The organism is Rhodoferax potami (assembly GCF_032193805.1).
Classification (GTDB): domain Bacteria; phylum Pseudomonadota; class Gammaproteobacteria; order Burkholderiales; family Burkholderiaceae_C; genus Allorhodoferax; species Allorhodoferax potami_A.
This window is the reverse complement of the sequence record NZ_JAVBIK010000001.1, coordinates 13,052-31,013: the sequence shown is the minus strand read 5'-3', so window position 1 is coordinate 31,013 and position 17,962 is coordinate 13,052. Positions and strand designations below refer to the sequence as shown.

Annotated in this window: 20 protein-coding genes; 10 read left to right on the top strand and 10 right to left on the bottom strand. The window is 53.6% G+C overall.

All coding sequences use genetic code 11. From position 1 onward, the window contains the following. The first annotated feature begins 8 nt into the window (after positions 1–8). On the top strand, positions 9–875 hold the full coding sequence (locus RAE19_RS00160; protein ID WP_313873025.1) for a YbgC/FadM family acyl-CoA thioesterase: 867 nt from the start codon (positions 9–11) through the stop codon (positions 873–875). A 21-nt stretch (positions 876–896) separates the two neighbouring features. Here RAE19_RS00160 and RAE19_RS00155 read toward each other — a convergent pair whose 3' ends face one another. Both RAE19_RS00155 and RAE19_RS00150 read right to left on the bottom strand, forming a co-directional pair. Further along, positions 897–1,532, bottom strand: coding sequence for a protein phosphatase CheZ (locus RAE19_RS00155; protein WP_313873024.1), 636 nt, complete (start codon positions 1,530–1,532; stop codon positions 897–899). 104 nt (positions 1,533–1,636) lie between these two features. Continuing rightward, positions 1,637–2,566, bottom strand: a complete 930-nt coding sequence (locus tag RAE19_RS00150) for a YgfZ/GcvT domain-containing protein (RefSeq protein ID WP_313873023.1) — start codon at positions 2,564–2,566, stop codon at positions 1,637–1,639. A gap of 46 nt (positions 2,567–2,612) precedes the next feature. On the opposite strand from RAE19_RS00150, the gene mltG reads away from it, so the two are divergent. The 6 genes from mltG to RAE19_RS00120 all read left to right on the top strand — a co-directional run bounded on the left by mltG (position 2,613) and on the right by RAE19_RS00120 (position 7,146). Continuing rightward, positions 2,613–3,593, top strand: coding sequence for an endolytic transglycosylase MltG (mltG, locus tag RAE19_RS00145; protein ID WP_313873022.1), 981 nt, complete (start codon positions 2,613–2,615; stop codon positions 3,591–3,593). A gap of 10 nt (positions 3,594–3,603) precedes the next feature. After that, positions 3,604–4,260: a dTMP kinase gene (tmk, locus tag RAE19_RS00140; RefSeq protein WP_313873021.1), complete on the top strand. Its 657-nt coding sequence runs from the start codon at positions 3,604–3,606 to the stop codon at positions 4,258–4,260. Further along, positions 4,257–5,264, top strand: a complete 1,008-nt coding sequence (locus RAE19_RS00135; RefSeq protein ID WP_313873020.1) for a DNA polymerase III subunit delta' — start codon at positions 4,257–4,259, stop codon at positions 5,262–5,264. Before tmk ends, RAE19_RS00135 begins: the two co-directional genes overlap by 4 nt. Further along, complete coding sequence (locus RAE19_RS00130) at positions 5,261–5,623, top strand: PilZ domain-containing protein (protein WP_313873019.1); 363 nt, start codon at positions 5,261–5,263, stop codon at positions 5,621–5,623. The genes RAE19_RS00135 and RAE19_RS00130 overlap by 4 nt, the downstream gene beginning before the upstream one ends. A gap of 66 nt (positions 5,624–5,689) precedes the next feature. After that, entirely contained in the window at positions 5,690–6,475 is a 786-nt protein-coding gene (locus tag RAE19_RS00125; protein ID WP_313873018.1) for a TatD family hydrolase, read from the top strand. Between the two features lie 2 nt (positions 6,476–6,477). Next, positions 6,478–7,146: an ankyrin repeat domain-containing protein gene (locus tag RAE19_RS00120; RefSeq protein ID WP_313873017.1), complete on the top strand. Its 669-nt coding sequence runs from the start codon at positions 6,478–6,480 to the stop codon at positions 7,144–7,146. Positions 7,147–7,319: 173 nt separating this feature from the next. On the opposite strand, the gene RAE19_RS00115 is transcribed toward RAE19_RS00120, so the two are convergent. After that, entirely contained in the window at positions 7,320–8,234 is a 915-nt protein-coding gene (locus tag RAE19_RS00115; RefSeq protein ID WP_313873016.1) for an adenylate/guanylate cyclase domain-containing protein, read from the bottom strand. A gap of 213 nt (positions 8,235–8,447) precedes the next feature. Here RAE19_RS00115 and RAE19_RS00110 point away from each other — a divergent pair, with 213 nt between their 5' ends. After that, positions 8,448–8,792: a hypothetical protein gene (locus tag RAE19_RS00110; RefSeq protein ID WP_313873015.1), complete on the top strand. Its 345-nt coding sequence runs from the start codon at positions 8,448–8,450 to the stop codon at positions 8,790–8,792. 2 nt (positions 8,793–8,794) lie between these two features. Here RAE19_RS00110 and RAE19_RS00105 read toward each other — a convergent pair whose 3' ends face one another. The 5 genes from RAE19_RS00105 to guaB all read right to left on the bottom strand — a co-directional run bounded on the left by RAE19_RS00105 (position 8,795) and on the right by guaB (position 15,982). Further along, positions 8,795–9,733: an LD-carboxypeptidase gene (locus RAE19_RS00105; RefSeq protein ID WP_313873014.1), complete on the bottom strand. Its 939-nt coding sequence runs from the start codon at positions 9,731–9,733 to the stop codon at positions 8,795–8,797. Further along, positions 9,730–10,911 (bottom strand): tRNA adenosine(34) deaminase TadA, encoded by a 1,182-nt coding sequence (gene tadA / locus RAE19_RS00100; protein ID WP_313873013.1) that lies wholly within the window; start codon positions 10,909–10,911, stop codon positions 9,730–9,732. Before tadA ends, RAE19_RS00105 begins: the two co-directional genes overlap by 4 nt. A gap of 10 nt (positions 10,912–10,921) precedes the next feature. Continuing rightward, positions 10,922–12,679, bottom strand: coding sequence for a putative bifunctional diguanylate cyclase/phosphodiesterase (locus RAE19_RS00095; protein ID WP_313873012.1), 1,758 nt, complete (start codon positions 12,677–12,679; stop codon positions 10,922–10,924). A gap of 173 nt (positions 12,680–12,852) precedes the next feature. Continuing rightward, positions 12,853–14,499: a glutamine-hydrolyzing GMP synthase gene (guaA, locus tag RAE19_RS00090; RefSeq protein WP_313873011.1), complete on the bottom strand. Its 1,647-nt coding sequence runs from the start codon at positions 14,497–14,499 to the stop codon at positions 12,853–12,855. A 13-nt stretch (positions 14,500–14,512) separates the two neighbouring features. Further along, positions 14,513–15,982 (bottom strand): IMP dehydrogenase, encoded by a 1,470-nt coding sequence (gene guaB, locus RAE19_RS00085; protein WP_313873010.1) that lies wholly within the window; start codon positions 15,980–15,982, stop codon positions 14,513–14,515. Between the two features lie 74 nt (positions 15,983–16,056). Between guaB and RAE19_RS00080 the strand changes: the two genes are divergently transcribed. Beyond that, the gene (locus tag RAE19_RS00080) at positions 16,057–16,566 is read left to right on the top strand and encodes a DUF4124 domain-containing protein (RefSeq protein ID WP_313873009.1); all 510 of its coding nucleotides are present in this window, start codon (positions 16,057–16,059) and stop codon (positions 16,564–16,566) included. A gap of 12 nt (positions 16,567–16,578) precedes the next feature. On the opposite strand, the gene RAE19_RS00075 is transcribed toward RAE19_RS00080, so the two are convergent. Next, on the bottom strand, positions 16,579–16,899 hold the full coding sequence (locus RAE19_RS00075) for an RnfH family protein (protein WP_313876142.1): 321 nt from the start codon (positions 16,897–16,899) through the stop codon (positions 16,579–16,581). A 34-nt stretch (positions 16,900–16,933) separates the two neighbouring features. Then, a complete protein-coding gene (locus RAE19_RS00070; RefSeq protein WP_313873008.1) occupies positions 16,934–17,377 on the bottom strand; it encodes a type II toxin-antitoxin system RatA family toxin in 444 nt (147 codons plus the stop codon). An 80-nt stretch (positions 17,378–17,457) separates the two neighbouring features. On the opposite strand from RAE19_RS00070, the gene smpB reads away from it, so the two are divergent. Then, positions 17,458–17,931 carry an SsrA-binding protein SmpB gene (smpB, locus tag RAE19_RS00065; protein WP_313873007.1) on the top strand — a complete coding sequence of 158 codons (474 nt, stop codon included), beginning with the start codon at positions 17,458–17,460 and terminating at the stop codon, positions 17,929–17,931. The last annotated feature ends 31 nt before the right edge of the window (positions 17,932–17,962 follow it).

Below are 17,962 nucleotides of genomic sequence, written 5' to 3'. Positions count from 1 at the left end.
CTGACATCATGAATTCTTCGCTCCAAGACTTCAGGTTTTTGCACCCGCTACGGGTGCGATGGTCGGAAGTGGATATGCAAAAGATCGTATTCAACGCGCACTACCTGATGTACCTCGACACCGCCATGGGTGCCTATTGGCGTGAATTGGCGCTCCCTTATACCGACACGATGGCGTCTTTGGAGGGCGATTTGTTCGTCAAAAAAGCCACCTTGGACTACCACGCTCCGGCACTATATGACGAGTTGCTGCAAGTGGGGCTCCGGCTGGAGTCCATCGGCAATAGTTCACTGCGTTATGCAGGTGCGGTGTTTCACAACGGCGCGCTACTCGTCAGCGCTGAGCTGATTTATGTGTTCGCAGATCCCGCAAGCCGCACATCACGCCAAGTGCCCACAGCACTAAGAAAGGTTCTCTCGGATTTCGAAGCAGGCGCGCCCATGATCAAGACGATTACAGGGTCTTGGCAGGCTCTGGGCGAAAGCATCACGCCCTTGCGAAATAGCGTGTTTGTGAACGAACAAAAGATATCGCCCGCTCTGGTCTATGACGACGCCGATGAATCGGCGATACACGCGGCCGTGGTAAATGGTTTAGGGCGAGTGGTTTCCAGCGGACGGCTTCTGGTGCACGCACCCGGAACCGGCCGCATCGGCCGCATGGCCACAGACCCGGCCTTGCGCGGCCAGGGTTTGGCACGAGAAGTACTGCACGCCTTGATGAACGCATCCAAGCAGCGCGGGGATAGAGCCATCGTGCTGCACGCCCAAGCAAGCGCTTCCGGGTTCTATCGAAAAGAAGGGTTTGAGCCCGTAGGGCCAGAATTCGAAGAGGCGGGCATTGCCCACCAAGAGATGGAAATTCGCTGGACCTGAAGAGCGGCCGCCGGGCTTCAATTAAAAGCCTAAAGAGGCCAGCAAGTCATCCACATCATCTTGCTTGAGTGCGTTGTCCGCAGTTTGCGGCCCCTCGAGCACATGGTCGTCGACGGACACGGTGCCTTCGGTTGCAGCAGCCTTTGTGCTCACCACAGCCTCAGGGCTACTGTCGATCAGGAGCTGGACCAATTGCATTTCGGTCCGGGTGATGATGTCGATTACCTTCTTGATCACCTGGCCCGACAGATCCTGAAAGTCCTGGGCCATCATGATGTCACTCAAGACCTCGGCCTGCTTGGATGAAAACTGCGCCGTGGAGTGGGCAAACTTTCCGCAGGTCACTAAGAGGCCCTTGGCTTTTTCATCACTGTAGTCCGCGCTCTGCGCCAAGCGGGTGAGCGCAGCACCCAGCTCATCGCCACGTTTCGCCAAGTCATCACAAGCGGGCTTTGCTTCTTCGACCAGGTTCAACACCTTGTTGGCCGCGTCTTCGGTCATCTTGCCCACATAGGCCAAGCGATCACGGGCGTTCGGAATTTCTTCGACGATGTTGTGAAGTTGATTCGCGCCCAATACCGAGAGTGCTTCGTGCATTTCACGGGTGATGGAACCCAATCGGGCAAAAGCTTCTTCTTTGCTAAGCGGTGTAGACATAAGCGGTCGTAGTCCTTCGGGCGCGGTGTCGTTCAATGCTTATTATGGGCTGCCTTGCGGCACATGCAACCCGTCAACCCCGATAAACAGATGGTAAACAGGCCTCAAATGCTTTCCAATAACGGGTAGGGCAAAGGTTGGAGCGTGAGCCTAGCCCCGGCTACTGCCAATTCAGCGTCTTGGTGAGAGGTCTGTAACACCACCAAGGCGTCATAACCGCCAGAAGGGCAGGCCGCAGCTTGCACGACTTGGCCAACTACGCTTTCGGTGTCTTCAGCCACAGTGACGTCTTGGCCCGGCGACAGTTCGACAGCTGTGTGTGCGAGGTAGGTGCGTCGCTTTAATGTGCCCCGAAATTGACTGCGAGCTACCACCTCTTGGCCCGGGTAGCAGCCCTTTTTGAAGTTGACCCCGCCCACAGACTCGTAGTTCAACATTTGCGGCACAAACGCCTCAAAGACCGGCTGTGTCACGGTGGCGATGCCGCTGATGACTTCTCCCCATTGCCAAGTCTGCAAGCTCATTGCAACACCTTCTGGTTGAGGTGCATCGACCGGGCTCACCCAGAGTTGGCGCTTGGTGGGTCCCGCGGGATAAAGCGTAATGGCGGTGCCGTCCGCCAAGTCAGCCTTGGACCATGCCTGGTCATGCGTCCCAGCTGTGGTTTTGGTGGCGTCTCCAGAGAGTCCCCAGATGGCGTAAATGTCCGACACGTCACTCAACTGAACCTTGGCGCGCATGACAAACATCGATAGACGCTTGAGCGTAGGGGCCAGCAGATCTTTGCTGCAAAGCAAAAAGATATCGCCATCTAATGCCTTAAACCCGACGAAGCTGGCCTGCATGCGGCCTTTGGCATTGCAAAAAGCTGCCAAGCGAGCTTGATCTGAGCCCAGCAACGAGAAATCCTGCGTCAGTTGGCCATGAATGAATTTGGCAGCGTCGGCGCCGTGAAGACGGATCACGCCCCAATGTGTCAATCTTGCCACCCCGGTAGGCAGGGCGAATGGTGTGGATGCGTTCAGTGCTGTCATAGCCTGAATTATCATTCTTCGTTTCATCCAGACAGAGAGTAGGGCCGTGCGCTTTTTCATTGCCGTCGTTTTGGCAGTTGTCGCTTTAGTGGCTTCGGGCTTTGTATGGGTTCAGTCACCGCTGAAGTTGGAATCAACAGTAGTTGATATTCATATAGACGCAGGAAGTAGTGCGCGTGAAGTGGCACATCAGGTGGCAAGCTCGGGAGTGGATGTGTCGGAAGATCTGCTCTATGCTTGGTTCCGGCTCTCTGGCAAATCGCGCCAAATCCGCGCTGGCAGTTACGAGCTGAATGCAGGTATCACGCCCCGGACGTTGCTGGAGAAGTTTGTACGCGGTGACCAAGCGCTCAGGTCCGTCACCATTCTGGAAGGCTGGACATTTCGCCAAGCAAGACAGGCATTGGCCAAAGCCGACGCACTCAAACAAGACAGCCGGGGGTTGTCGGACGACGCCATCATGGCAGCCCTAGGGAGAGCCGGGCAACATCCGGAAGGGCGCTTTTTTCCTGACACCTACACCTATGCCAAGGGCAGCAGTGATATGGATGTACTCGGGCAGGCCCTCATAGCAATGGACAAGCAACTCGAGGCCGCGTGGAGCCTTCGCCGAGCAAACCAGCATTTGCAAACGCCCGAGCAGGCTTTGATTCTCGCCAGCATCATTGAAAAAGAAACAGGCAAGACGGCGGACCAAACGTTGATTTCATCGGTATTTCACAACCGGATGCAAATTGGAATGCGCTTGCAGACCGATCCGACGGTGATTTATGGCTTAGGCGAACGTTTCGACGGCAACTTGCGACGCTCCGATTTGCTGGCGGATACCCCTTACAACACCTACACCCGCAATGGACTGCCACCGACCCCGATTTCTTTACCGGGGAAATCTGCACTCATTGCCGCGATTCAACCGGTGTCATCCAAGGCACTTTATTTTGTGGCCCGGGGAGATGGAAGCAGCTATTTCAGCGAATCTTTGGACGAGCACAATAGGGCGGTTGACAAGTACCAAAGAGGGCGCTGAGCCAGAAGTTATGCAGGGACTGTTTATAAGTTTTGAGGGCATCGATGGAGCGGGCAAATCGACCCATATCGATGCTGTCCGGCTAGCGTTTGAAGCTACGGGCGCCAGAGTCACCTTGACGCGGGAGCCAGGTGGCACACCGTTGGCTGAGCAGCTGCGGGGTTTGGTCTTGAATGACCCGATGGACGCAATGACTGAAGCACTGATTGTGTTTGCCGCGAGGCGCGATCACTTGAAACAGGTGATTTGGCCCGCATTAGCGCGTGGCGATGTGGTTTTGTGTGACCGCTTTTCTGATGCCAGTTTTGCTTATCAAGGCGGGGGCAGAGGTTGTGCCTGGAGCACCTTGGAGACCCTTGAAGCTTGGGTGCAAACTCCGCCTGTTGCCAAGAACGACGCTGATTCGCCGCGACCCATAAAGCCGCTGTTGACTATTTGGTTCGATTTGCCGGCCGCCGTAGCGGCCCAGCGACTGACGTCTGCGCGGATCCCGGATAAATTTGAATCTCAACCTCAGGCGTTCTTTGAAAAAGTGGCAGAGGCCTACGAACGGCGAGCACAAGAGGACCCTACACGTTTTGCCAGGATCAATGCGGATCAAACAATCGCTGCCGTGCGTTCTGATGTATTGGCAGCACTTGTGACGCGAGGACTGCTGAAAGCATGAACCTTGCACCATGGATTGAGCGCCAGCGAAGCGCGTTATTGAGCCAAAACGGTCACGCTTGGCTTTTGCAAGGTCCGTCCGGACTGGGGCAGTACGCCCTGGCTATGGAGCTTGCGCGTGCCTGGCTTTGCGAAGCACTGAGCGGGGCAGGGGCGTGCGGCACCTGCGGCAGTTGCCATGCTATCGAGGTGCGAACGCATGCGGATTTGTGCATGCTGATGCCTGAAACCACCATGATCGAGCTCGGTTGGCCGTTGAGTGAAAAGGCCCAAGCAGAGGTGGATGACAAAAAGCGCAAGCCGAGCAAAGAAATCAGAGTCGATGCAATGCGCGATGCTGTGGAGTTCTCGCAACGCACCAGTGCAAGAGGGCGAGGCAAGGTGGTTGTGGTGTTCCCTGCGGAGCAGATGAATCACATTACCGCGAACGCTTTGCTCAAGACCCTAGAGGAACCTCCAGGTGATGTGCGGTTTGTCCTTGCCACTGAATCTGCCCACCAGTTGCTACCCACCATCCGTAGTCGCTGTATTTCTCACACATTGCAATGGCCGCCTATTCAAGAAGCCGAGAGTTGGTTGGCTGGCCAAGCAGTCACTGCCGAGCAGATGAATCTGGCGCTCAAGGCATCAGGTGGCAGACCTGAGTTCGCCTTGACACTGGCGCAAGCAGAAGGCGCACTCCATCGGTGGTCCGCTATCCCCCATGCTTTGCGCATGGGCGATGTGAGCATATTCAAAGATTGGAGCGCGGCCTCTCAGATCGACGCGATTCAGAAGGTTTGCCACGATCTTATGGTGGTTTCTACAGGCGCAGATCCCCGCTTTTTTCCACGTCAAGCTCTCCAGGACGTGCGAGTGCCCATGTTTGTGCTGTCTGCATGGTCCAAGGAATTGTCACAATCGATGAAGACGATTGATCATCCTTTCAACGCAGGCCTATTGACCGAGTCGCTTGTATCCAAAGCGCAAACCGTCCTAAACTCTGGGGAACCCAAGAGACTATGACCAGTACCCCTACCGCTAGTGCAAGGCCCAGCGTTATTCAGCTTTCGATCAAGGAGAAAGCTGCGCTTTACGCTGCCTATATACCCATGTTTACCGAGGGAGGCGTATTCATACCGACAACGCGCGACTACAGCCTGGGTGATGATGTCTATGTGTTGCTCTCATTGCCCGAAGACATGCAGCGCTACCCCGTAGCAGGGAAAGTTGCCTGGGTTACACCCGCCAAAGCTGCTGGCGGGAGAACCCAAGGGGTGGGTATTTTGTTTCCTAAAGACGAAAAGTCACGGGCACTCAAGTTAAAAATAGAAGAGATTTTGGGGGCGCATATGGCCTCTGAGCGTCCTACTCAAACGGTTTAAAACTCACGACTCGGAGGGCGTCAGATGTAGTGTCGAGGACGGCCGCGAGTTTCTTGCGGACTTTGCATGTTTACTGATTCCCACTGCCATCTTACGTTTCCCGAACTCGCATCCCAATGGCCAGATATTTCGGATGCGATGAAAACAGCGCAGGTAACTCGCGCCTTGTGCATCTGCACGACGCTAGAAGAGTTTCCTACGGTCCACGAGTTTGCAGTGGCTCAGCCTCATATTTGGGCGACGGTTGGGGTACATCCAGACAATGAAGGAGTGCAAGAGCCAGATCTTGAGCGTCTCTTGCAATGGGGCAGCCTACCCAAAGTCATGGCAATCGGTGAAACAGGCCTGGACTACTACCGCCTCGGATCCAGAAGCATCTCCGATATGGAGTGGCAAAGAGAGCGCTTCCGTGTGCATATCGAGGCAGCACGAAAATTAAATAAGCCACTGGTGATTCACACACGAAGCGCCTCGGACGACACCTTGGCAATTCTTAAGGAAGCAGGGGAGTGCGGTGATCAAAGCAGTGCGGGGGGTGTTTTCCACTGCTTTACGGAAGACGTTGATGTCGCGCGCCAAGCTCTTGATTTGGGCTTCTACATTTCATTTTCTGGAATCATTACCTTTAAATCTGCTCAAAGTATCAGGGATGTAGCAGCCATTGTGCCACTCGATCGTTTATTGATTGAAACCGATAGCCCATACCTTGCACCGGTGCCATACCGTGGCAAGCTAAACAATCCTTCCTACGTTCCTCATGTAGCCCAAGAATTAGCCCGGGTAAAGAACGTGACTATTGAAAAAATTGCAGAGCAGACAAGCGTGAATTTCGATGTTTTGTTCAAGGTGTAACCATGCGCAATCATCCTAAAAGACGTCTCCTCTTGGTTTTGGGTGCTTTGTCCCTTTGGTGCGGTGGCGCTCATGCGGGATCGTATGAGGATTTCTTCAAAGCCATCGAGACTGACAACCCCTTGGTCATCCAGAGTCTCTTGAGTCGCGGCTTTGACCCCAACACAGTGAATCCCAAGGGCTTACCTGCGCTACTGTTGGCCATTAAGTTGTCGGCAAACAAGGCCACGAAGCTACTTTTAGAACAACCCAGCCTTCGTGTTGAAGTCAGATCTCCAGACGATGAGAGCCCCTTGATGTTGGCAGCATTCGCGGGGGATGTGGATTTGTGTGCAGTATTGATTGCCAAAGACGCAGACGTAAATAAAACGGGCTGGACTCCATTGCACTACGCAGCGACTAACGCTCATATTCCTGTGGTGCGGCTGCTGCTGGAAAACTTCGCCTACATTGATGCCGCATCCCCAAATGGATCCACACCTCTGATGATGGCAGCGATGTACGGCAACAGTTCTGTTGTAAAGCTATTGCTCGAGGCTGGTGCCGATCCCAGTCTCAAAAACAGCAAAGGGCTCACGGCCATGGACTTTGCACGACAGGCAAAAAAAGACGAGTCCATGGAAATCATCGGCGCCTTTGTGAGGGCTCTACGTCCCAAGGGCGTTTGGTAGCTGCTACATCTGCGTGACCAGGGTGCATCCAATCTGCTGCTTTAGCGCGCCCCATAAATTGCTAACGCTGCATTAGCAATCCACAAGACACGCTAAGAATCCTTCTTGCTACTGTTGAGGCTCTTTTACTTCATACGATGTATATTATGTTAACCATTGTGCATGGAGATTGTTCAGCTTACTGAGAACGACACCACAGGCGCACTGCTGTCGCCAAAGGAAGCCCCAAGCCCTAGTTCACCTGACCCGTGCAAAACACACTCATCACGACGCAATAAGATTTCCCCAGACGAGTCATCAGCAAACCGCACCCACGTCCCATAAGTACTGAGGTCTTCGACCAGAACCCCCCCGTTGCGCCAAACCAGCCGCGCGTGCATCCGAGAGACCCTTGGGTCGGAAACGATAAACTCAGCACTCTTCACCCGGCCTATATGTGCCGGTAATTCGAACGAGCGGAATGTCATGTGCTTTTCCCGGTACGTAAGATCGACTTGCTTGCCTAAGACATCTTTGCCGGACAATGTGCTCACCATAATCTGCGCTTGCATTGTCAAAAAATCAGACTGCTCGTCCTCTTTCCACTCGACCTGTAAAACTTCGCAGTTTTCCGAACGCCCCCTGATGGCAATGTTGCCTACGGCACGGACGGATACCCCCTTTTTTAGGGCAAGCACGTCCACACTTCCTTTGCTCGCCCAAATCTGGCTAGGGCCAGCTAAATCACATAGACGCGCAGCGACATTGACCGCGTCACCGTAGTAATCACCCTCGGTGAATTCAGTATCACCAAATGCGATTCCGATCTTGACGGGCAAACTCACACCTAATTCAAAATTGTATAAATGGCGGCTATGGACCCGTTGCACCTGAACTGCGAAATCTAACGCCTTGCCAGGCTGCCCAAACACCGCCATTACGCCGTCGCCGAGCTTCTTTACGAGCTGTCCCTGATGCGCGTAGACCAGCGCTGTAATCTGGTCAAGAATTTGAGTGATAACAACGGTCGCGCGTGCGTTCCCTAAAGCCCCGAACGCACCGGTGCTTCCATGAAGATCTGTGAAGACGACAGTTGATTTAATACCCATCCGTGATATTCCGAAAGGCTTCGCATGACTTAAGTTACAAGCGCATTAAAAGGCGTTAATGCGAATTACGAGCCAACCGAATCTAATACACAACATTGTTACGCGACCGTTAAGTCCACTTGGTGCTGTTGCGTAACGGGAACAATTCGCAAAACCCCTATTGCACCGCTCTCCTGATGGCTTTATGTTCGCACAAAAGCAAGGAAAATATACATGAGTTGGATTGCAAAAAACTTGGTTGGCCGCGTTGGTTCTTTGTTGCAAGGACTGTCCGGGCCCTCAAAAAAAGCCTCGGTGACCACGTTGCACGAGATTCGCATGGAGATGCTAGCGGCGTTAGGCGATGTTGCAGAAAAACGATTCCCCTTAGTTCAGCTTCGAGTTACTTATGCAAGTGATATCGATGATCTTTGGTATTTGCGTGGGGATGTTATGGCAGCAATTGCATCCTTAAGTGGCGAAGCGGTGGCTAAAGAGAAACTTCACCAAATTAGCACCATGTTTGTAGGCCTAGTGCCTCACAACCTAACGAACAAATTTTCAGTACGCCACTCTTAAAACTAATGATGCCCCCAGTACAAGAGCACGTCTTTGCCGCTCGAGGTTAAATCGACCTTCAAGCCAAACGGAAGGAGTACTTTGGTCGGTACGTGGCCGTACGGAAGATTGGTATAGACAGGAATATTGAGCTGATTACGCAACCAGCCAATTACCTTTGGCAGGCCAAAACCGCTGTCATGAGAAGTCAGTTTGTAAGCGCTAAACTGACCTAAAACTATTGCTTGTTGACGCGCCAGGACGCCACTCCTCATTAACTGCGCCAACATACGCTCAATACGGTAAGGATGTTCTGCGACGTCCTCGAGAAACAGAATTCCTTCTCGAATATCCGGAAAGTAAGGAGTACCTATCAGAGACGTGAGAACCGTCAGATTGCCACCCCACAGGGTAGCGTCCTCGATCACAAAATCAGTTTCTGAAATATGACCGTTGCGATCTTGTCGCCAACCTGTCCCCTCCCCTTGCCCCATCAGCAGGTCAGCAAAGCAGTCTTCCATAATGTCGTCTGGAATTTCACCGCTGACACCACCTACACCGAACCCCTCACACAGTGCAGGGCCTGCCCAAGTGCGGGCTCCAGTTTGCGCGAACAAAGCTAGCTGCAAGGCAGTGAAATCACTGATTCCAACAAACTGAGTTCCGTTCTCAATGGCAGAAGCAATAGAGGTATAGGGCAGTCGATCTATGACCCGTGTAATGCCGTAACCACCTCTAGTTATCAGGGCGACATCTGCGCCACTATTCGCAGCACGCTCGACAGCTCGGATTCGAGTCGCATCATCTCCGGCGAACCGCTCAAAACGAGTCAGGGCATCTTGATCGACTTCCACGTCATATCCCAATTCAGTAAGACGACGAACTCCTCTTTTGAAGGCAGCACGGTCGCGAACAGCGCCCGATGGAGAATATAGATAAATAACTTTTTTAACGAGGCTCATTTGATCAACAACTCACGCTCAAGAAAATCGAGATGGGTTTCATCCAAAACGACCGGACAAAATGTCGGTGATTTGAGCGTATTTTCGGGTGAGAAATCAGGTTTTCTTATGGCATCCAATACGGCGGCATGACCCTTGTCGGGAAAGTGCGCAATCAACGCCTTTACCACATTGTCTGGAAAACCAACCAAGTGATTCAATTGTTTTCTGGACAAACCACCGATCGACCTGCAGCTTTGATGGCGGGACGACTCGGCTAGAGCCGCCAACGCTGGCGGCCTGGCTGTAACAATTGATAAAACTGAAGACTCATCTAATTTCAAAACAGAGCAAAGTTCAGTCCCAATCGCTTTTGCGTTGCCTATGGCCACGATATGGGTCGGGGTAAGGTCCATATATTTCGTCAATGCGATGAGCGAATTTACGTGCGCTCGCACAGAATGCCATGCACTTTTTTTCGGTCTATCACTCAAGCCATGGCCAAGCAGGTCTGGAACGATGACGCGCACACCATGATGAGCCATGCGGCTCACTAAGGACCACACTTGGAAAGACCAAAAACCCAATTCATGAACACAAAGCAAGGTGTATCTCGGATTTACCGTATTCGAATCCAGATACCGAATTCGATAACCTTCACTGGTATAAAAATAGCTGCTTCTGATTGTCGAATCATCGGGGCAAGGTAATGCCTGCGCATCTAAACGCAATGCATCTTCCCGAAGTGAGATTTGTTCCTCGCGGTTTCTCATTCGCGCCGACACAAAAAAAGATTGCAGAATTCGCTGACACGCGTCTCTGAGAACTCCACCGGTTACCAGCGTGTGGTGGTTGAGTTGACGCTGGCTGAAAAGATCCAAAACAGACCCCGCGGTACCAGTTTTGGGATCTGGTGCACCAAAAACCACTCGAGCGAGGCGACTATGAAAAATTGCACCACTACACATCGTGCAAGGTTCCAGGGTTACAAACAGCTCAGCACCACTCAATCTGTGACTGCCAATGGCTTGAGAAGCATCTCTCACCGCGAGTATCTCTGCGTGGGCGCTAGGGTCGTTCAACTCTCGAGTTCTATTCCGTCCACGGCCAATCACCTGCCCTTTAAGAACAACTACAGCACCCACAGGGACTTCACCGGCAGACTCTGCTAACACGGCCTCCTCCAAGGCCAGTGTCATAAAAAAATCATCAGATTCCAACGATTGCCCCGCGCTCCTTCAGCCAGTCTTTCAGCAAGACTGAGGTCATGGGCTTGGCATACAAGTACCCTTGACCTTCGTGGCAACCCAGCTGCTTTAAGCGCGCTGCTTGTGCTTCGGATTCAATACCTTCGGCAATAACTTTTAACTGCAAATTTCTGCCTAACTCGATCACCATCGACGCAATATGGCCCCCCATCACATCGTCACTCAACTCCGAAACAAAGGCCCTATCAATCTTCAACCTATCGATGGGCAACTGTCGTAACTGACTGAGTGATGAATATCCGGTTCCAAAATCATCAATGGCGATCGATATTCCTAGCTCGCGCACACTGTGCAGGGTCTCCAGCATGAAGTCTGCATCTTCCATTGCAACGGACTCTGTAATCTCCAGTTCCAGACACTCGGGTTGAATAGATGTGTCGGACAGAGCTGACTTCAGCTTATCGATGAACTCAGGATTTCGAAATTGAATCTGGGACACGTTGACCGACATCCGAATGTCCTTCGCGCCCTGCCCCTGCAGCCTAACCAACTCATGGCAGGCCATCCTCAACACCCAATCTCCAATGGCGATAATCATTCCGGAAGCTTCTGCAAGAGGAATAAATCGGTCGGGAGGAACGAAAGTTCCATCTTCGTTACGCCAACGTATAAGAGCCTCTAAACCGACGACCGCGTTTGTGATCAGATCAACTTGAGGTTGATAAACGATAAAAAGCCGTTCGCTCTCCACAGCGCTCCGCAGGCTTTGCAATAACCGAACCCGCTCGCGAATGTCTGAGCCCATCTCGGCGGAGAACATCACGAATCCTCCACGACGACTTTTCTTGGCGCGCTTTAGGGCTATGTTCGCATCCTTCAACGCGTCTCTGCCGGAGGTACTTCCGCTCATCAGGCTTGTCAATCCCATGGTCGCGGTGACAACCATGGCGTCGTCTTGAACCACAAAAGGACGGCGGAAAAGCGCAAGAATCCTGATCGGATCGACCACGTCATGTGGCCCCATCAGCCCGAATGTATCGCTTCCGATTCGTGCTAAAACAGCATCAGGGCCCAACTCAAATTTGAGGCGATCTGCAACAGACTGAAGCAACCTGTCACCCTGCTGGTGACCGAGGGCATCATTGATCTCTGAAAAGTCATCGATGTCCAGTATCGCGATGATCTCGTTGCAACTAGCAGCACAAGCAAGTCGAGCTTCGCTGAGGTCAATGAACTTGTTACGGTTTGGCAAACAGGAAAGGCGATCGTAAAAAGCCATTTCATCCAGTTTGCGGATTTGTTCGTACGCGCGCAGTGCAGCAGTTACCGTCGCATACAGCTTGGTACGGGTTAACTCCGACTTTGTCTTGTAGTCGTTGATGTCGTAGTCGTGAATCGTTTCGATTTCTGGCGCGTAACCAGGCTGTCCCGTCCGCAGAATAATGCGAAGGTCCGTCAGGTTAAGCTCAGTGCGAATCGTCTTGACAAGGGCGAGACCGGCGTCTTCCCTCTCCATCACCACGTCAAGCAAAACAATCGCAACATCAGACTGTGTGGAGAGAATACTGGCCGCTTCCGCTGCTGAGTAGGCATGCAAAAACTCCAACTGACGTCCCAATATCTCGATGCCCGCCAGCGCAAAGGTTGTTGCTCTGTGCACATCAGGTTCGTCGTCGACAACCAGCAGACGCCAAACAAGTGGCTTACCACTGTCTCCCGCCACCTCATCGTCTAAAAACTGCAGGGCGTCTGTGTCCACGGTCTGTTCCAACAAGTTGCCAGTACTCATATAAACATTGTGCATCAAGCAAAGAATAATGGTGAACCATTGAATGTTGATTTGACGCCGCCGTAGCTCAAAAATTAAAAAAGCTGAGGCAACGGGAGCGTTACCTCAGCTTTTTGCGCCTCACTCATATCTAACTAGTAACGCTATTCCCACTCAATAGTTGCGGGGGGTTTACTGCTGACGTCATAAGTCACACGGTTGATACCCCGTACTTCGTTGATGATCCGCCCAGATACTGTCTTCAGCAAGCTGTACGGCAGCTCAGCCCAGTCTGCGGTCATGAAATCGCTCGTTTGCACCGCACGAAGTGCAACGACATAGTCGTATGTCCGGCCATCGCCCATCACACCAACACTCTTCACAGGCAAAAACACCGTGAACGCTTGAGACACGGCGTCGTACCACGTCTTAGGAGGCTTACGCGGATTCGCACCGGCCAAACTACCCCCGGTGTAAGGCGTGTTACGGAGCTCCTCGATAAAGATAGCATCGGCACGCCGCAAAAGGTCTGCGAATTCCTTGTTGACCGCACCCAGAATACGAACACCGAGGCCAGGCCCGGGAAAAGGATGGCGGTACACCATATCTGCCGGCAACCCTAGCGCGACGCCGAGCTCACGAACTTCATCCTTGAACAACTCCCGCAAAGGCTCCAAAAGCTTCAGCCCCAGTTGTTCGGGCAGTCCACCCACGTTGTGATGGCTCTTGATGGTGACGGCCTTCTTACTCTTTGCACCACCGGATTCAATCACGTCCGGATAAATGGTGCCTTGCGCGAGCCATTTGGCGCCCGCCTTCGACGCACCAGACGCGGTCAACTTAGAGGCTTCGGCCTTAAAAACCTCCACGAACTCGCGCCCGATGATCTTGCGCTTGGCTTCGGGATCGCTGACACCTGCCAAATGCCCCAAAAACTGCTCGGAAGCATCCACTCGAATGACCTTCGCATGCAGTTTCCCTACGAACATCTCCATGACCATGTCACCTTCATTGAGGCGAAGCAGGCCGTGGTCCACAAACACACAGGTCAGTTGGTCACCGATCGCACGATGGATGAGTGCAGCAGCGACGGAGGAGTCAACCCCTCCGCTCAAACCGAGGATTACCTCTTCATCACCCACCTGCTCACGGATCCTTTGCACCGCCTCGGCAATATAGTCGCCCATGATCCAATCTGGCTTGGTGCCACAGATTTGCAAAACGAATCGCTCAAGCAGCTCTTGCCCTTTTTTCGTGTGGGTCACCTCGGGATGGAACTGAACCGCGTAAAAGCGACGTGCTTCGTCAGCCATTCCCGCGATCGGGCAGGCTGCGTTCGAAGCCATCACAGAGAAGCCGGGGGGCAACTCTGTCACTTTGTCCCCGTGGCTCATCCAGACATCCAGGATGCCGTGCCCCTCATCTGTACGAAGATCCTCCAAGCCATCCAGCAATCGGGTGTGGCCGTGAGCACGCACCTGTGCAGATCCAAACTCCCGCGTGCGCCCTGCTTCCACTTTGCCGCCGAGTTGTTGCGCCATGGTTTGCATACCGTAACAAATGCCCAATACGGGAACGCCTAGGCTAAAGACAGCTTCAGGGGCTTTGTCCGTCTCGTCTTCATAGACACTGGCGTGGCTACCAGACAAGATGATGCCCTTCAAGTTGCCATCTGCAGCGTAGGCTCGTACCCACTCATCAGAAACATCACAGGGATGAACTTCACAAAACACGTGGGCATCGCGTACTCGGCGAGCAATAAGCTGGGTGACTTGCGATCCGAAGTCAAGAATCAGAATCTTTTGATGCATAGGCGGCTAACGTTCAATCGGCTCGGTAATTCGGTGCTTCTTTGGTGATTTGCACATCATGGACGTGGCTCTCACGAATGCCCGCAGTGGTGATTTCGACGAACTCCGCTTTTTCTTGCATTTCTGCAATCGTTGCGCATCCGCAATATCCCATGCTGGCGCGAATACCACCGGCCATCTGGAACACGATCGCCACCATGGATCCTTTATAAGGAACGCGACCTTCGATGCCCTCGGGTACCAGCTTGTCCGCGTTAGGGTTTCCAGTGCTCGACTCTTGGAAATAGCGATCCGCGCTGCCTTGTTGCATCGCGCCGATACTGCCCATTCCGCGGTAGCTCTTATAGCTGCGACCTTGATACAAGATCACTTCACCAGGGGCCTCTTCGGTACCTGCGAACATGCCGCCCATCATGACGGTTCCAGCACCAGCTGCAATGGCCTTGGCGATATCACCGCTGTAGCGAATGCCGCCGTCCGCGATCAAGGGAACACCTGTGCCGCGCAAGGCAGTGGCCACGCTGTCGACAGCCATGATCTGGGGCACACCCACACCAGCCACAATACGTGTCGTACAAATCGAGCCAGGGCCGATACCCACCTTGACGGCGTCGGCACCCGCCTCCACCAGCGCCAGCGCTGCTGCGCCGGTGGCAATGTTCCCGCCCACCACATCCACCTGCGGAAAGTTTTGCTTGACCCAACGCACACGGTCAATCACACCTTTGCTGTGGCCGTGCGCCGTGTCGACCACGATCGCGTCGACACCCGCCTGAACCAAGGCCTCCACACGGGCCTCGGTACCTTCACCGACGCCCACTGCCGCACCAACCCGCAGGCGGCCGGTCACATCACGCGCAGCGTTCGGGAAATTGAGTTGCTTGGTGATGTCTTTCACGGTGATCAAGCCTTTGAGCTCAAAGGCCTCATTTACCACCAGCAGACGTTCCAGCTTATGTTTGTTCAACAGAGCCTTTGCTGCCTCAGGCGTTGTACCGTCAGGCACGGTGATCAAGCGCTCACGAGGCGTCATGATTTCGCGCACTGGCTGGTCATAGCGGGTCTCGAAGCGAAGGTCACGGCCAGTCACGATACCCACGACTTTGCCGCCATCGCACACCGGGAAGCCGGAAACTCCGAGCTGCTCGGAGAGGGCAATGACCTGGCGAACTGTTGTATCTGGGGTGATCACCACCGGGTCACGCAACAGACCAGACTCATAGCGCTTGACCTTGGAGACCTGCGCAGCCTGCTCAGCGGCAGTCAGGTTTTTGTGCACGATGCCCATGCCGCCCTCTTGGGCGATTGCAATCGCAAGACGCGCCTCGGTGACGGTGTCCATCGCAGCCGATACCAGTGGCAGGTTCAGTGCGATGTTGCGGGAGAAACGGGTGGCGAGGCTGGTGTCCTTAGGAAGGACTTGGGAGAACGCTGGAACCAACAACACATCGTCGAAGGTCAGCGCTTTGCCGAGAAGGCGCATGTCAAAGCTCCAAAAGTACGGATTGTACCCGTGACAACACAGCTTCTTTCCGCGAGAAACGCTAAACTGGCCCCATGCATTTCTCTAAATTTCTTGTTGCGCTCCCCTTGGCACTCGCAGCCTCGATGGCCACAGCACAGTGGCAATGGCTGGACAAAGACGGCAGAAAAATTTTCAGCGATCGGGCTCCGGGGCCTGAAGTGCCTGAGAAAAACATCTTGAAACGACCGGCCGGCACGAAAGCGCCTGCCTCAGACTCCAACGCACAAACCACCCCGGAAGGAACCAAAGTGGATGGTGCTGTGGCACCCGCCGCCAAGGATGCAGGCGTGGACAAAGCGCTGGACGCAAAGAAGAAACAAGCCGAAGCTGCAGAGGCGGCCCAAAAGAAAGCCGAGGCTGAAAAAGTAGCCAAAGCAAAAGCGGACAACTGCAAACTTGCACGCCAAGCCAAAACCACCTTCGAATCCGGAATTCGCCTAGCACGCGCCAATTCCGCTGGTGAACGTGAATTTTTGGATGATGCGGCTCGGGCCAGTGAAATGCAACGCATCCAAGGTGTGATCGACGCGGATTGCAAATAGCGCGAGCGGTTTTCAGCGGCGGGGGGGCCGCGCTCCCCTGTCTTGGGCAAACAGACCTGCCGATTTGGATCCCTGCCGAGCAAACCGCTCTCGTCGGGCAACCTTGGGGTCGACCCTCAAGGGGGATAGCAGCTCTAGACGGTCACCTTGTCTCATCACATGCGTGGGCGCAACTTTCTTACCCCAAATCGCCAAGGCCAGTGCGTCAACGTGCGCATCGGGAACATTAGTGAGCAAGCCGCTTGCAGCAATAGCGCCTGCGGCTGTTAAGCCTTTTGGTAGCTTGACTCTGATTTCTGAGACTTGTCTTGGTGCTACGGCCAATGCCACCATCACCTCGATCTGATCTACCAAGCTTTCCGGTGAGTCATTCACCATAGACTTCCTGCGCACGCTTGACAAACGCATCGACCAAGTTGGCCGCGATTTTGTCAAACACCGGGCCTACCAACTTGGCCAGTGTTCCACTATCAAAACCATAGTTCAGTACCAGACTCACCCTGCAAGCGCGCTGGCTTCCATCCCCCACGGGGGCAAATACCCACTCCCCCTCCAATTTGGAAAAGGGTCCTTTGACCAACTGCATTCCCACACGCTCATTGGGCGTGTGATTGTTCTGGGTCACGAAAGTCTGACGGATTCCGCTGAACGAAATACCCACCTCCGCCGTCATTCCGCCCGCCTCTTGGCTTAAGACTTGGGCATGGTCACACCATGGCAAAAAGCGTGGGTACTGAGCGACATCAGTCACCAAAGCGTACATTTCTGCGGGGCTGTACCAAATAAGGACGGACTTGTGAACGGTTTTCATAGAATGCGAGGTTGCGCGGGATTGTAGACAAGCCCATATGCGTCTCTTTCAAACCTGCCCGTTATCCCCATTTGCACCTCATGGCCAAGAAACCCGAAACTCAATCGCGCATCGCTGACAACAAAAAAGCCGCTTTTAACTATTTCTTTGAAGAGAGGTTTGAGGCAGGACTGGTATTGGAAGGTTGGGAAGTGAAATCCCTGCGCGAGGGAAAAGTGCAACTCACCGACGGCTACGTGGTGATCCGGGACGGCGAAATGTTCATCATCGGGCTGCAGATCAACCCTTTGCACACAGCCTCAAGCCACGTAAGCCCGGACAAGGTTCGTACCAAAAAGCTGCTGCTGCACAAAGAAGAGATCAAGCGACTAACGGGCAAGGTGGAGCAAAAAGGCTACACCCTTGTACCCATCAACTTGCACTGGAAAAGCGGCAAAGTCAAATGCGATATCGCCTTGGCCAAGGGCAAGGCTGAGCACGACAAGCGCGACACCATCAAAGACCGCGAGGGCAAGCGGGAAGTGGAACGTGCGATGAAAGACCGCAACCGCTAGGCTTCAACCACCTGCTGGGGCCAGACCGGTC

Bases quoted from the DNA above. Each gene is read 5' to 3' on its own strand.
- guaB (WP_313873010.1), bottom strand. From the start codon at position 15,982: ATGCGCCTTCTCGGCAAAGCGCTGACCTTCGACGATGTGTTGTTGGTT.
- RAE19_RS00115 (WP_313873016.1), bottom strand. From the start codon at position 8,234: ATGGGTATTAAATCAACTGTCGTCTTCACAGATCTTCATGGAAGCACC.
- RAE19_RS00075 (WP_313876142.1), bottom strand. From the start codon at position 16,899: ATGGTGGCATTGGCCGTAGCACCAAGACAAGTCTCAGAAATCAGAGTC.
- RAE19_RS00120 (WP_313873017.1), top strand. From the start codon at position 6,478: ATGCGCAATCATCCTAAAAGACGTCTCCTCTTGGTTTTGGGTGCTTTG.
- guaA (WP_313873011.1), bottom strand. From the start codon at position 14,499: ATGCATCAAAAGATTCTGATTCTTGACTTCGGATCGCAAGTCACCCAG.
- RAE19_RS00080 (WP_313873009.1), top strand. From the start codon at position 16,057: ATGCATTTCTCTAAATTTCTTGTTGCGCTCCCCTTGGCACTCGCAGCC.
- RAE19_RS00070 (WP_313873008.1), bottom strand. From the start codon at position 17,377: ATGAAAACCGTTCACAAGTCCGTCCTTATTTGGTACAGCCCCGCAGAA.
- smpB (WP_313873007.1), top strand. From the start codon at position 17,458: ATGGCCAAGAAACCCGAAACTCAATCGCGCATCGCTGACAACAAAAAA.
- RAE19_RS00160 (WP_313873025.1), top strand. From the start codon at position 9: ATGAATTCTTCGCTCCAAGACTTCAGGTTTTTGCACCCGCTACGGGTG.
- tadA (WP_313873013.1), bottom strand. From the start codon at position 10,911: ATGACACTGGCCTTGGAGGAGGCCGTGTTAGCAGAGTCTGCCGGTGAA.
- RAE19_RS00135 (WP_313873020.1), top strand. From the start codon at position 4,257: ATGAACCTTGCACCATGGATTGAGCGCCAGCGAAGCGCGTTATTGAGC.
- RAE19_RS00110 (WP_313873015.1), top strand. From the start codon at position 8,448: ATGAGTTGGATTGCAAAAAACTTGGTTGGCCGCGTTGGTTCTTTGTTG.
- RAE19_RS00125 (WP_313873018.1), top strand. From the start codon at position 5,690: ATGTTTACTGATTCCCACTGCCATCTTACGTTTCCCGAACTCGCATCC.
- tmk (WP_313873021.1), top strand. From the start codon at position 3,604: ATGCAGGGACTGTTTATAAGTTTTGAGGGCATCGATGGAGCGGGCAAA.
- RAE19_RS00150 (WP_313873023.1), bottom strand. From the start codon at position 2,566: ATGACAGCACTGAACGCATCCACACCATTCGCCCTGCCTACCGGGGTG.
- RAE19_RS00155 (WP_313873024.1), bottom strand. From the start codon at position 1,532: ATGTCTACACCGCTTAGCAAAGAAGAAGCTTTTGCCCGATTGGGTTCC.
- RAE19_RS00105 (WP_313873014.1), bottom strand. From the start codon at position 9,733: ATGAGCCTCGTTAAAAAAGTTATTTATCTATATTCTCCATCGGGCGCT.
- RAE19_RS00130 (WP_313873019.1), top strand. From the start codon at position 5,261: ATGACCAGTACCCCTACCGCTAGTGCAAGGCCCAGCGTTATTCAGCTT.